The sequence below is a fragment of the Pseudacidovorax intermedius genome (genome assembly GCF_003350475.1).
GTDB classification, from domain to species: domain Bacteria; phylum Pseudomonadota; class Gammaproteobacteria; order Burkholderiales; family Burkholderiaceae_C; genus Xenophilus; species Xenophilus intermedius.
In genome coordinates, this window is sequence record NZ_QQAV01000007.1 from 199,545 (window position 1) to 213,027 (window position 13,483).

Consider the following 13,483-nt stretch of genomic DNA (forward strand, 5'->3'; position numbering starts at 1 on the left):
ACGCGGTGCCCGGTTTCTTCTGACTACCCTCACCAATGCGGGACGGCATGAAAGTTCGCTCGCGTTTTTTCGGAGGGACGGCCCGGCGCCCCGGGCCTTGAACAGAGAGAGCGGCGGGCACTCCCATGCAGATACAAAAGCGTTCATCGCGCCGAGGCGAGCAGGCGGAGGCTCGTCCCGCCGCGGGTGCGATCGCGTCAGGGTCTTAAACCGCTGCGTGCACCATGACTGCGACGATGGCGTCCACCTACGACCCGCTGATCGTCGCGGCGTCGGTGGCGCTCTCCATCTTTGTGGCGTTCGTCGCGCTCGATCTGGGCGAGCGCGTCCATACCCGCGACCGACTGACGGCGCTCATCTGGTGTGCCGGTGGGGCGCTGGTCATGGGCACGGGCATCTGGGCCGTGCATTTCGTCGGCATGATGGCCCACAGCCTGCCCGTATCCATGGGCTACAGCTATGGCTTCACGGGGCTGTCCTGGCTGCTGGCGGTACTGACCGCGGCGGTGACGCTTCTCCTCGCGCGCGCGCGGCGCCTTGCGTGGCCGCAGCTCGCGGGCGGCTCTGCTCTCATGGCCATCGGCTTCCTGAGCATGCACCAGATCGGCATGCTGTCGCTCGACATGTCGCCCGGGGTCTCGTGGAATCTGCCGTTGATCGGCTTGGCGACCCTGCTTGTCTGGCTGGCCTCCGCCACCACGCTGCGGCTGTTCTTCAGGCGGCGGGAAGGCTCCCACGCCCGCGCGCAGCAGCTGTGGATGGCCGTCGGGCTGGGTGCCGCGATGATCGGCACGCACTACATGGGCATGGCTTCGGCAAGCTACGCCGAGGGCAGTGTCTGCCTCAGTGCCGAGCAGCTCGGCGGCGATGGGCTCGTCCTGATGGTGATCGCTGCCACCGTGCTGATGCAGGTGCTGACGCTGGTCACGGCCATGCTCGACGCGCGGCTTCGGGGCCAGACCCGAACCCTGCATCACTCGCTCGAGCGGGCCAATCATCAGCTGCAGGAGGCCAACGACGAGCTGGACCGTCGTGCCGTGCTGGATCCGCTCACCGGTCTGCCCACGCGTGCATTCTTCGATGAGCGGTTGGCCTCGGCGCGGACGGGGGGCGTGCGCAAGCTGGCGGTGCTCTTCGTCGACCTCGATGGCTTCAAGCCGGTCAACGACTCCTTCGGCCATGCATGCGGCGACAAGGTGCTGCGCGAGGTGGCCGACCGCTTGCGCCGCGTGCTGCGCAGCGGCGACACCGTCGCGCGCGTCGGCGGGGACGAGTTCGTGGCGCTGATGGAGGACGTGGCCCATCCGGCCGACTGCAGCATGGTGGCCGGCCGCATCCTCGACGAGCTGGCACGCCCCTTCACGGTGGGCGAGCCGCCGGTCCAGATTTCCGCGTCGATCGGCATGGCCATGTACCCCGACCACGCGCGCAAGGGTGCCCTGGTGGCCCATGCCGATGCGGCCATGCGGGCCGCCAAGCGGGCAGGAGGGCGACAGTACGCCTTCTTCGAGCCACACATGAGCACCAATGCCCATGAGCAGCTCAGCCTGCAGACGGAGCTGCGCCAGGCCCTGGAACGCGGCGAGCTGGTGTTGCACTATCAGCCCAAGATCGACTGCCGCCGGCGCGAGTTGGCGGGGGTGGAGGCGCTGGTCCGCTGGAACCACCCGGTGCGCGGCACCCTGGGGCCCTCGACCTTCATCCCGGTGGCCGAGCGCTTCGGCCTCATCGGCCAGTTGGGCCAGTGGGTGATCGAGGAGGCTTGCCGCCAGATGAAGGACTGGGCCCGCGTCGGCATGCCGATGCGTGTGGCCATCAATCTGTCGGCCCAGCAGCTGCACGAGGCCGACCTGGTCGAGCGCATCGATGCGGCCCTGCGCCGTCACGGGGTGGCGGCCTCGCAGTTGCTGTGCGAGATCACCGAGACCGTGACCATGGAGGACGTCAACACCACGCAGGAGGTGTTCGGCCGCCTCGCGCGCATCGGCGTCTTCATCGCCATCGACGACTTCGGCACCGGGTACTCGAGCCTGAGTTACCTGCGGCGCCTGCCCGCGCGGCAGCTCAAGATCGACCGCAGCTTCATCAGCGACCTGGAGACCAGCGCCGACGCCCGCGCCGTGGTCGATGCCGTCGTGCGGCTGGCCCATGCGTTGGGCCTGCGGGTGGTGGCAGAGGGTGTCGAGACGGCGGGCCAGCGCGACATCCTCGTCGGCATGAACTGCGACGAGCTGCAGGGCTACTTCTTTGCGAGGCCGATGCCGGCAGATCAGTTGGTGGCCTGGAGCCGGCGGCGGCCATCGTTGGCGCGCGTGTGACGCGGCGGCCTGCCGGGTTGCTTCAGCCGCGTGCAGGCTGCGCGGGTGTCAGGCCGCAGCCCGCACGCGCTGCCCCGGCGCGATGGTCGGCGGCGCGGCGTTGAGCGTCTCGATGGCGAAGCCCGCTGCAGCCTTGTAGCGCGCCATGAAGGCCTCGCGCTCCTCGCGCGGCAGCACCTCGTCGATGTGGTCGAACACGCCGCCGCAGCGCTCGTCCACCAGACCCAGCAGGCCGAACGGGCCGGCGCCGCGGTTGCGCAGCACCAGCGCCGAGATGTCCTTGCACAGCCTGTCGTCGTAGGCGCGCAGCGCCTGCGGCCCGACGCCATGGGCGATGAACTGGGCGCCCAGCACCCGCGCATCCACGATGGCCTGGCTGGCCCCGTTGGAGCCCACGGGGTACATCACGTGCGCCGCATCGCCCAGCAGCGCAACGCGGCCGTCGACCCAGGTGGGCACCGGGTCGCGGTCGATCATGGGATATTCGAAGACGTCCTTGGCCCCGCGCAGCATGGCCGGCACGTCGATCCAGCTGTAGTTCCAGCCTTCGAAGTGGTGAATGAAGTCATCGAGCTGCACGCGCCGGTTCCAGTCGCCCTGCGGCCAGCCGCCCTGGTTGTCGACCGTGATCTCGGCGATCCAGTTGATGGTGGCCAGACCCGTGGCCGGATCGGGCGGCGAGATGGGATAGAGCACCACCCGGTGCTTGAGCGAGCCCACGCCCACGAATGACGCGCCGGTGCGCACCGGCACGCCCGGCGTGGTGCCGCGCCACATGATGGCGCCGCCCCACTGGATGGGCGGCTGCGTGGGATGCATCTGCGCCCGCACGGCCGAGTGCAGCCCGTCGGCCGCGATCAGCAGCGAGCCTGCCACTTCCTCCCGCCTGCCGTCGCGTGTCTCGATGAGGGCCGTGACGCCATCGGCGTCCTGCCGATAACCGGTCACGCGCTGGCCCAGGCGCACGGCATCGTCGCCCAGCCGGGCGCGCACGGCATCGAACAGCAGCATCTGCAGCTGTCCGCGATGCACCGAGTACTGCGGCCAGCGGTAGCCGGCGGCCAGACCGCGCGGCTCGGCATAGACCTCGTTGCCGTTGCGACCCACCAGCGCCCATTCGCGCGCCTGCAGGCCGATGGTGTCGAGCACATCGTTGCCGAAGCCCAGGTCGTGCAGCTCGCGCACGGCGTTGGGCTGCAGGTTGATGCCGACGCCCAGGGGCTGCAGCTCGGGCACGGTCTCGAAGACGATGCACGGCACGCCGATCTGATGGAGGGTGAGGGCGGTGGCCATGCCACCGACGCCGCCACCGGCAATGAGCACGGGACGGGGTAGGGAAGGGATGGGGTTGTCTCCTGGCATGGCGGGGGATTGTCCATGGGCAGCCGCCGGCCTTCTCGTTCTTGCCAGCCCGGCGCTGACGTCGCGATGTCACCTCATCTCTTCACGCCAGGGGTGGTTGCATGCGGAGGCGGCGGCCCTTTCGCGCCCGCTTCGAGCCACTCGATCTTTCGGTCGAGGAAGGAGAGCATCGCCTGCAGTTCCAAAGCCCTGCTGCGCAACTTGTCGCGCTGCGAGGTCAGGGCCTTGAGCATCCGGGCCTGTCCGCTGCCCGAACGCCGCTCTCCGATGAGCACCCTGATCTCCTGGAGCGAGAGGCCCAGCGCCTGGCCCGCCTGGATGGCCGAGACCAGGCGTAGATCGGATTCGGTGAACTCCAGGTAGGGCCGCGACCCGCCAGCGAGCCCTGTGCGCGGCGACAGCAGGCCTTCGCGCAGGTAGTGCCTGATGGTGGTCTGCTTCACGCCTGCGCGGCGCGCGAACTCGGCGATCCACATCCGTGGTGTGCTCCATCTTGACTATGCATCCAGCTGCATAGTTATAACCCTGGCCATGAACCACGCGACGCCCCTTCTTCTGCTTCCCGGGCTGATGAACGATGCCCGGATCTGGGAACCTCTGACGACCGCCATTGAAGGAGGGCGCACGGTGCAGGTTGCGCCCACGCACCTGCACGACAGCATCGCCGAGTCTGCTCGTGCTGCGATCGCTGCCATGCCCGCCGGCACATTCGCGGTCGCAGGGTTCTCGCTGGGTGGTTATGTCGCGCAGGAGGTCTGCCGCCAGGCGGGCGATCGCATTGCAGGGCTGGGCCTGTTGGACACGAGCGCCCGGGCCGACACCGAGGAGGCGAAGCAGGCGCGCAACAGGATGATCCAGGCCGTGGACGGTGCCGAAGGCGCCGGCACCACCGCCACCTTCGGCCAGGTCGCGCAGGGCTTTGCCGCGCGGATCGTTCACGCGTCCCGGCTGCAGGACGGCGAACTGCTGCGCCTGCTGTTCGACATGGCCGCGGCGGTCGGGAGCCAGGGTTTCGTCCGGCAGCAACGGGCCGCCATGAACCGGGCAGACACCCGCGACCTGCTGCCGCGCATGAACGTCCCCGCCGTCGTGGTGTGTGGGCGGGAAGACCAGGTCACTCCCTTGGGCCTGAGCCAGGAAATGGCGTCGCTTCTGCCCGACGCCGAACTCGTGGCGGTGGCCGAGTCGGGCCACATGTCGATCCTGGAGCAGCCTGCGCCGGTCGTCGCGGCTTTGCTGCGTTGGCTGCAGCGGGTCGATGCGGCTGCAAACGCGCGGCAATGCGGCGAACAATCGAGACCCTCTGTTGAATAGGCCCGCGGCGTGAGACATCCCCCGAAGCAATCCCTCGCCAACTGGCTCGTGCCTGCGGCACTCGCCGGCCTCGTGCTGGTTTTGCAGGCGGGCGGTGAACCGGTCTACGCGGCCTTGCGCTACGAGCGCGCGGCGGTGCTCGACGGACAGTACTGGCGTCTTTTGTCGGCGCATGCGGTGCATCTCGGGTGGGCGCACTGCGTGATGAATGTGGGCGGCCTGGCGCTGTGCGCCGCGCTGGCGGGGGGTGAGCGCAGCGCGCGCGCCTGGTCGACCGCGTTGGTGGCGCTGGCCGTCGGCGTCGGGCTTTTGCTGGTGGCCGCGACGCCCAGCGCGGCCAACTATGCGGGCCTGTCAGGCGTGCTCTATGGCCTGTTCATCTGGGTGCTGGCACCGCGGGCCTGGCGGGGCGAGCGTTGGGCGTGGGTCGCTCTGGCCGCGGTCGTCGCCCGCATCGGCTGGCAGTTGGTGCAGCCGCCGTCCGATGCGCAGCGTGCGCTGATCGGCGGCGAGGTGATGGTCGAGGCACATCTTTACGGCGCGCTCTGCGCCCTGGCGCTGTGCCTCGGGCAGGCGGCATTGCACCGCCTGCGAGATGCCTGACTCGACGGCTTCAGCTGCCGCGTCGACGGCGGACCATGGCCAGCCCGAAGAGGCCAGCGAGTGCGAGCACGAGGTCACCCGCGCCCAGTGAACCGCCCTTGCGGGTGAACGGGGTCGCGATGGGCATCACCGGCGTATTGGGGTCCGTCGTCCCGGGCGTCGTCGGGGTCGTCGGTTCATCCGCCACGGCATAGGCTTCGATGTCGTAGGCGTACAGCTTGACGCTGGTCCCCTCCTTGGCGCTTTGCGCCTGCGCGGCGACGAAGCCACCGACGGCGCCTTGCCGTTGGCTGATGGCATTGCCGGCGTCCCGGTTGGCCGTCTCGCCATCGCTGACGTCCTTCAGCACATAGTGCTGTTTGACGCCGTCCTTCTCGGTGTACAGGAACATCTTCATATCGCCGCTCTCCGGATCGATGGGCGTGTTGAACCACACCGCCTGGTCCAGCGACCGCTCGGCGATCTGCGAACCTTCCTGGCCGTTCGTCTGGCGCGAGATCAGCGAGTTCTGACCCGCCACGACGGTACCGGTGGCGCCGTTGCCCCTGAAGACGATCTGCGGGTAGACGTTGGTGCCATGGATGAAGCTCTGCATGGTGTGGCCCTCCTGGTTCGCATAGGGGCCGGCGGCAGGGCTCTTCGCCTCCTCGAAGACGAACTTGAGGTTGTCCTGAGCCAGGGCGGGCTCGGTCTCCGGCGCATTCGAGTTTCGCGCCGGCACGAGCACGGCACCGTTGAGGGTGACGGCGGTGCGCGACAGCGATTCCGGCGATGCGGTGGTGGCGGGCTTGGTTCTGTTCGTCAATGCCGCCGGCTTCGGCTTTCCGTCGAAGAGGGAGTCACCCGACACCACCATGTAGGTCTTGCCAGGCTCCAGTCGCGTCATGAGCCGCCAGGCCTTCTCCGTCGACGCGGTTCTCTCCAGCTTCAGGCCTCTCGGGCCGGCAATGGCGTCTTGCGGCGACAGGACCAGTGTGGTGCGCCCATGCTTGGGGACCGGCTTCAGTTCCACGACGCCGGACGCCCTCGCCATGCCATCGCTGCCATACGTGGTCCGGTATTGCTTGAAGGGCGTCACGCCATCACTGAAGCGGACTTCCGCATAGGACAGCGGCGCCTCCAGCGCGTTCGATGCGGCCATCCATCCGACGGTCATCTTGCCGAAGGACAGGACGAAGGTCGCCGTGTTCTCGACTGCCGTCGTCTTCGGCGCAGGCCCGCGCGCGGTCACCGTCACATGGCAGGGCTTGCCGGGGCTCACGGCGCAATCGGGCGGATTGAACTTCATGCTCTCGACGGCAAAGCCCGCGGGCAGCGCGACGTTGGCGGCGGTGAAGACGACGTTCTTCGTGTCGGCCGGCACGCTGATGTCCAGCGCCACCTGCGCGTTCTTGCCGCCCCAGGTCCGGGCCTTGAAGCTTTCACCGCCATAGGTGAAGGTGGCAGTGACGCCATTCGGCGGCAGGCCGGCGTCGATGAGGTACTGCTCGGGATTGGTCGTGGCCCAGTACGCCTCCTTGGGCTGCCCGACGGCGGACCACGGATAGCCGTTGGTGTGATAGCCCGGGTCCGTCATGCCCCACCAAGTCACGCGGTGCACGCCGCCCTTGTACTCGGGGTGGCGGCCGCCCGGGCCGGCGGCGTATTCCTTGAGCAGGCTGAAGAGCTTCGCGTACTGGATGCCCTGTTCCTGGAACAGCGCATCCATCTCGGGGCCGTTCTGGATGCGCTGGCCCTTGTCCAGGCCCAGCGTGGGCGCGAGGTCCAGCTCGGTCAGGTCGACATTCACGCCTGCTTCGAGATAGGTCTTGATGGTCCGCTCGAAGGCGTCCATGTTGAGCCGCATGTCCCAGTGCCCTTGCGTGCCGATCACGTCGACCAGCGGTCGCGGATTGCCCTTGGCATCCAGAAGGATGCGCCCCTTGCCCGCAGCCGACTCGGCCGCGTAGCGCTGGTTGAACTCCTTGACCATCGATGCGATGGCCGTGGCCTTGGAGGCGCGCTCGTTGTCGTTGAAGTCGTTGTAGTTCAGCAGCGAGGTCGTGTTCTGCCGCGCGTAGAAGAACGCGTCGTACATGTACTCCCAGCTCTTGCCGCCCTTGGCATAGGCCTGGGCCCAGCGGGACGGCCGCTCCTCGGGGCTGTAGCCGGTGCGCAGGGCGTTGCGCCAGTCGGCCGGGTTGTCGGGGCTGTCCTTGAACGCTTCGTTGACCACGTCCCAGGCATAGGTTTTGTACGGATCCTGGTCGAAATGGCCGGCCACGGTCCGGATGTAGTACTCCAGGTTGGTCTTCGCCGTGGTGTAGTCCCAGGGGGTTTCCCATCCGCCCGTCGAAGTCAGGACGTTGGCGGCCGGCCACAGGGCCGACTGGTTGTGCCAGAGCAGTGTGTGCGCGTTGACCTTCACGCCGCGCGCGTTGGCCGCGCTGATGTCGGCGTTGATGCCCGAAGTCAGATTGGTGAGGAAGGTCGGGGTCGGATTGGTGCTCCCGCCATTCCAGAACTCGGGCTTCATCGCGTTGCCCGGCGTCACGACGTTGAAGTGCTTCAAGGTCATGGCGGCGGTGGAGTTCTCACCCGGCACCACGTTGGCCGCGAAGTAGCTGGCGGCGAGGTTGGTGCTGCCGATCAGGAAGTAGTTCTGGTAGACGTCCTTGAGCGCCGGCCAATTGGCGGGGTCGGTGGGACGATCGACCGCCAGAGCGCTGTTGGTGACCACGGCACTGGCCGCCAGGGCAATCAGGATGCGCTTGACGTCGAGTCGTCCCGACATGACCCCGGACCTTCCGATGGATCGGCCCTGACCGGTATTCGCGCTGTCGGCTGCTGCCGGGCCTCGCCGCCCTGATGCAGGGCGGCGTTCGATGTTCAGATGCATGCTTGTCTCCTTGTTTGTCGTCAGAAATCTTTTGGCGTCACTCATGCGCGCCTCCCGTCAATAGAACCAGCGCAGTGGTGCCAGGACCAGTTGCGGAAAGAGCACCAGCAGGAACATCACCGCGAACTGGGCCGTCATGAAGGGCATCACGCCGCGGGTCACCTCGTCCATCTTCATCCGGCCGACGCCGGCGACGACGTTGAGGATCGTGCCCACCGGGGGCGTCACGAGACCGATGGCGTTGTTGATGATGAACAGCACGCCGAAGTAGATGGGGTCGATGCCGGCCGCCTTGATCAGCGGCATCAGGACCGGCGTCATGATGAGGATGGTCGGCGTCATGTCCATCGCCGTGCCCACCAGCATGACCAGCAGCATGATCGCGATCAGCAGCAGCGTCGGGCTGCCGAGCAGCGGCTGCAGCAGTTCCACCACCTGTTGCGGCAGGTTGGCCACCGTGATCAGCCAGGCCGACACCATGGCGGCGGCCACGAGGAACATCACCACCGCCGTGGTGCGCGCTGCCGTGACGAAGATGTGCACGAGGGCGCGCAGCGGCAGCTCGCGATACACCACATTGCCGACGAAGAGCGCATAGACCGCGGCGACCACCGCCGCCTCGGTGGGCGTGAACACGCCCATGCGCAGGCCGACGAGGATGAACACCGGCAGCATCAGCGCCCACACCGATTCGCGCGCGGCGGCCCAGATCTCGGCGCGCGACTTTCGCGGCGGCACGGCCAGCACTTCCTTGCGGCCCACCCACCACCAGGTCAGCGCAAGACTCACGCCCATCAGGATGCCCGGCACGATGCCGGCGATGAACAGCTTGCTGATCGACACGTTCGCAGCGACGCCGAAGATGACGAAGCCGATGCTCGGCGGAATGATGGGGCCGATGACCCCCGCCGAGGCGATCAGGCCGCCCGACACCTCCTTCTTGTGCCCCGCCTTGATCATCATGGGCAGCAGCAGGGCGGTGAGCGCCGCGGCATCGGCCACCGCCGAGCCGGACAGGGCCGACAGCAGGCAGCCGGCGAGCACGACCACGTAGCCGAGCCCGCCCTTGACGTGGCCGACGAGGGCGAGCGCGAAGTTGACGATGCGCTGCGACAGGCCGCCCACATTCATGATCTCGCCGGCGAGCATGAAGAAGGGCACGGCCAGCAGCGGAAAGCTGTCCGCCCCGTCGATGAAGTTCTGCGCCAGGATCTGCGCGTCGAACAGGTTCAGGTGCCACATCAGCGCAGCGCCGCTGGCGAGCAGGGCGTAGGCGATGGGAATGCCCAGCGCCATCGCGCCGACGAGGCTGGCGAGGAAGATGAAGACGGTCATGGATGCTTTCCTTGGGGCTTGCCGCCCGCTGCGTGGGGTTGTGCGGGGCCGGTGGCTGCGTCGTCGCGCGCCAGCTCGGCCTGCAACGCCTCGAGTTCGGCCTGCTCTTCCGATTCCCTGACCATCACGAGCTCGCTCTCGCTGATGCGGCCGGTCAGCACGCGCACGAGCTGCAGGACGAGCAGCAGTCCCGCGAGGACCGAGAAGACCACGCCTGACGCGTAGAACACCGCCACCGGGGTACCGGTCACGGGCGCCTCCATGTCCAGGTTCAGGCGCATCTGCTGCCAGCTGCCGTCGAGGAACAGCCAGGTCAGGTAAAGCATCAGCAGCTGCCCGATCACCAGGCAGACCTTCTTGCCCGTCGCGCTCAGGCGCGAGACCAGCATGTCGGTACCCAGGTGCGCGCCGTCCCTGAGCGCGGCCACGGCACCCAGGAAACACAGCCAGACGAACAGCCAGCGCGAGAGTTCTTCGCTGACCGCGATGCCGGAGTTGAGGGCATAGCGCAGGACCACGTTGCCGAACACCAGCACCACCATGACGGCGAGGGCGGCGGCGATCAGCAGGTCGATCGCGCGGCAGAACCGCGCGATGGTTGTATCAATCATCGATAGCTCCCTTGTAGAAGTTGAGTGGCCGTTACAGCCGCGCCCCTTGCAGCAGGCCGCGTTCGGCCAGGTTGGCGATCAGCGCACGCAGGCCGAACTGCCAGGGCGGCGCGGCCTCGCAATGCGTCACGCGGTTCTGCAGGCGGCCCAGCCAGTGGCTGTGAATGGTCACCACGTCGCCGAGCTTGTGGGTGAAGCCGCCACCGGGTTCATCGCGGTCGTCGATGGGGGCGAACAGCGTGCCCAGGAACAGCATGAAGCCGTCCGGGTACTGGTGGCAGGCCGTCGTCTGGCGCACCAGTTCCTCGGGATCGCGGCTGATGCTGGCCATGGTGTTGATGCCGCGCAGCGTGTAGCCGTCCTCGCCGGCCACCTCCAGATGCACCGTCTCGGCGCGGACCTGGTCCAGGCCGAAGCTGTCGTCGAAGAGCCGGATGAAGGGGCCGATGGCGCAGGAGGCGTTGTTGTCCTTGGCCTTGCCCAGCAGCAGCGCGCTGCGGCCTTCGATGTCGCGCAGGTTGACGTCGTTGCCCAGCGCGGCGCCGACGATGGCGCCGCGGCTGTTGACGGCCAGCACCACCTCGGGCTCGGGGTTGTTCCAGCTCGACTCGGCGCGGATGCCGATGGCCTGGCCATGGCCCACGGCCGCCAGCACGGGCGCCTTGGTGAAGACCTCCGCATCGGGCCCGATGCCGACCTCCAGGTACTGCGACCAGAGGTTCTTCTGCTGCAGCAGGCGCTTCAGCGCCTGCGCCTGGGCCGAGCCGGGGCAGATGTCGGACAAGTCGGTGCCGATCAACGCCGTGACCTGGCTGCGCAGCGCCAGCGCACGGCCGGCGTCGCCACCGGCCTGCTCCTCGATCACGCGCTCGATCATGCTGGCGGCGAAGGTCACGCCGGCGGCCTTGACCACCTGCAGGTCGCAGGGCGCCAGCAGCCAGGGCAGGGTGGCATCGCGGCCATCCATCCTGCTGTTCTCCAGAAGCGCCTCGACGCTGCACAGGTACTCGCCGACGGCCGAACGCGCCGCTTGCGCCGGCTGCTCGGTCTCGAGCAGCGTGCTCATGGTGGGGAACTGCCGGCTCAGGTCGAACACGCCGTCCGGGCGCAGCGCCACCACGGCGGGGCCGGCCGGCGTACCGGCACGCCAGGCACGGGCCACGAGCGTGCCGGCCAGGCCGTCCATCGGCAGCGCGGGGTGCAGGGCAGGGGGATGCGCCGGCATGGCCGTCGTTGTCACAGTCATTCAGATTTCCTCGGGACGTCAGTCAGTGGTTGTGGCGCGGCGTGCGCTCGGCGATGCGGCGGTACTTCAGGGCCATGTCCAGGGTGGCGCCTTCCACCAGTTGCCCGGTGTGGCGGCGGTACATCTCCTCCCAGGGGGAATGGCTCGGGGGCAACTGCGGGGCGGGCAGCGCGCGCTGGCGCTGGGCTATCTCCTCGTCGGAGAGCAGGGCGTCGCAGCGGCCGGCGTTGAGGTCGACCCGGATCACGTCGCCGGTCTGGAGCCAACGCAGGCCGCCCCCGACGGCGCTTTCGGGCGACACGTTGAGGATCGAGGGGCTGTCGGCCGTGCCCGACTGGCGGCCGTCCCCGAGCGTGGGCAGCGCCTGGATGCCCCGTTGGATGAGTGCGTCCGGCGGCTGCATGTTGACCACCTCCGCCGAGCCCGGCCAACCAATGGGGCCGGCGCCGCGCATCACGAGGATGCAGCCTTCGTCGATCTCGAGGGCAGGGTCGTTGATGCGGGCGTGGTAGTCGTCGGCGCCGTCGAAGACCACGGCGCGCGCCTCGAACACACCTTCGTGTCCGGGCCGGCTCAGGTAACGCTCGCGGAAGCGCGGCGAGATGACCGAGGTCTTCATGATGCCGAAGTCGAAGAGGTTGCCACTGAGCACCAGGAAGCCTGCATCGGTCATCAGCGGCGCGTCGAACGGGCGGATGACTTCGCGGTCGCTGCTCTCGCAGCCCTGGACGTTCTCGGCCACGGTCTTGCCCGTCACGCTGGCGCAGTCGCCATGCAGTCGGCCGGCCTGCTGCAGTTCCCACATCAGCGCCGGTACGCCGCCCGCGCGGAAGAAGCGCTCGCCCAGGTACTTGCCGGCAGGCTGCATGTTCAGCAGCAGCGGCAGGTGGTAGGCGTGTTCCGTCCAGTCCTGCGGCCGCAGGTCCACGCCGGCATGGCGGGCCATGGCCATGATGTGCACCTGCGCGTTGCTGGAGCCGCCCGCGCAGCTGACCACCGACAAGGCATTGAGGAAGCTCTCGCGGCTGAGGATGCGCGACGGCCGCAGGTCCTCGAAGGCCATGCCGACGATGCGGCGGCCCGTCTCGTAGGCCATCTGGCCGCGCTCGCGGTAGGGCGCGGGAATGGCGGCGCAGCCCGGCAGCGACAGGCCCAGCGCCTCGGCGACGGCATTCATCGTCGAGGCCGTGCCCATGGTGTTGCAGTGCCCGGCCGAGGGCGCACTGCTGCAGGCGCGCTGCAGGAACTCCTCTTCGTCGATCTCGCCGGCCGCCAGTTGCCGGCGGCTGCGCCAGATCACCGTGCCGGAGCCCACCAGCTCGCCGCCATGCCAGCCGTCGAGCATGGGGCCGCCCGATAGAACGATGGCCGGGATGTCCACGGTGGACGCGGCCATGATGCCGGCCGGCGTGGTCTTGTCGCAGCCGGTGGTCAGCACGACGGCGTCGATGGGATAGCCGTACAGGATCTCGACCAGGCCCAGGTAGGCCAGGTTGCGGTCCAGCGCGGCGGTGGGACGGCGGCAGTTCTCGAAGATGGGGTGCACCGGGAACTCCATCGGAATGCCGCCGGCATCGCGGATGCCGTCGCGCACACGGCGCGCCAGGTCCAGGTGGATGCGGTTGCAGGGCGACAGGTCGCTGCCAGTCTGCGTAATGCCGATGATGGGGCGGCCCGAACGCAGTTCCTCGGGCGTCAATCCGTAGTTCATGAAGCGCTCCAGGTAGAGCGCCGTCATGTCGGAACGTTGGGGATCGGCAAACCATTCGCGCGAGCGAAAGCCGCGACCAGCTCTTTTTTCCATCGCTGTCGATCT

At 68.2% G+C, this 13,483-nt stretch carries 10 protein-coding genes; 3 read left to right on the plus strand and 7 right to left on the minus strand.

What is annotated here, in order from left to right:
- Window positions 1-224: 224 nt before the first annotated feature.
- On the plus strand, window positions 225-2,318 hold the full coding sequence (locus tag DFR41_RS17960) for a putative bifunctional diguanylate cyclase/phosphodiesterase (protein ID WP_114803736.1): 2,094 nt from the start codon (window positions 225-227) through the stop codon (window positions 2,316-2,318).
- 48 nt (window positions 2,319-2,366) lie between these two features.
- Here the strand turns inward: DFR41_RS17960 and DFR41_RS17965 are convergent, their stop codons facing one another.
- The gene (locus tag DFR41_RS17965) at window positions 2,367-3,680 is read right to left on the minus strand and encodes a flavin-dependent oxidoreductase (protein ID WP_114803737.1); all 1,314 of its coding nucleotides are present in this window, start codon (window positions 3,678-3,680) and stop codon (window positions 2,367-2,369) included.
- Between the two features lie 74 nt (window positions 3,681-3,754).
- Window positions 3,755-4,156, minus strand: a complete 402-nt coding sequence (locus tag DFR41_RS17970; protein ID WP_114803808.1) for a helix-turn-helix domain-containing protein — start codon at window positions 4,154-4,156, stop codon at window positions 3,755-3,757.
- A 55-nt stretch (window positions 4,157-4,211) separates the two neighbouring features.
- Here DFR41_RS17970 and DFR41_RS17975 point away from each other — a divergent pair, with 55 nt between their 5' ends.
- Window positions 4,212-4,994, plus strand: a complete 783-nt coding sequence (locus DFR41_RS17975; protein ID WP_170159408.1) for an alpha/beta fold hydrolase — start codon at window positions 4,212-4,214, stop codon at window positions 4,992-4,994.
- Between the two features lie 48 nt (window positions 4,995-5,042).
- Window positions 5,043-5,597, plus strand: a complete 555-nt coding sequence (rrtA, locus tag DFR41_RS17980; protein ID WP_170159409.1) for a rhombosortase — start codon at window positions 5,043-5,045, stop codon at window positions 5,595-5,597.
- Window positions 5,598-5,607: 10 nt separating this feature from the next.
- Here rrtA and DFR41_RS17985 read toward each other — a convergent pair whose 3' ends face one another.
- Genes DFR41_RS17985 through DFR41_RS18005 form a run of 5 tightly spaced genes read right to left on the minus strand, consistent with a single transcriptional unit; the run spans window position 5,608 to window position 13,471 of the window.
- Window positions 5,608-8,475, minus strand: coding sequence for an endo-1,4-beta-xylanase (locus DFR41_RS17985; protein ID WP_170159410.1), 2,868 nt, complete (start codon window positions 8,473-8,475; stop codon window positions 5,608-5,610).
- Window positions 8,476-8,532: 57 nt separating this feature from the next.
- The gene (locus DFR41_RS17990) at window positions 8,533-9,810 is read right to left on the minus strand and encodes a TRAP transporter large permease subunit (RefSeq protein WP_017759920.1); all 1,278 of its coding nucleotides are present in this window, start codon (window positions 9,808-9,810) and stop codon (window positions 8,533-8,535) included.
- Complete coding sequence (locus tag DFR41_RS17995; protein WP_017759921.1) at window positions 9,807-10,421, minus strand: TRAP transporter small permease; 615 nt, start codon at window positions 10,419-10,421, stop codon at window positions 9,807-9,809. Before DFR41_RS17995 ends, DFR41_RS17990 begins: the two co-directional genes overlap by 4 nt.
- A gap of 31 nt (window positions 10,422-10,452) precedes the next feature.
- On the minus strand, window positions 10,453-11,667 hold the full coding sequence (locus DFR41_RS18000) for a fumarylacetoacetate hydrolase family protein (protein ID WP_052383591.1): 1,215 nt from the start codon (window positions 11,665-11,667) through the stop codon (window positions 10,453-10,455).
- 22 nt (window positions 11,668-11,689) lie between these two features.
- Window positions 11,690-13,471, minus strand: coding sequence for an IlvD/Edd family dehydratase (locus DFR41_RS18005; RefSeq protein WP_114803741.1), 1,782 nt, complete (start codon window positions 13,469-13,471; stop codon window positions 11,690-11,692).
- Window positions 13,472-13,483: the final 12 nt, after the last annotated feature.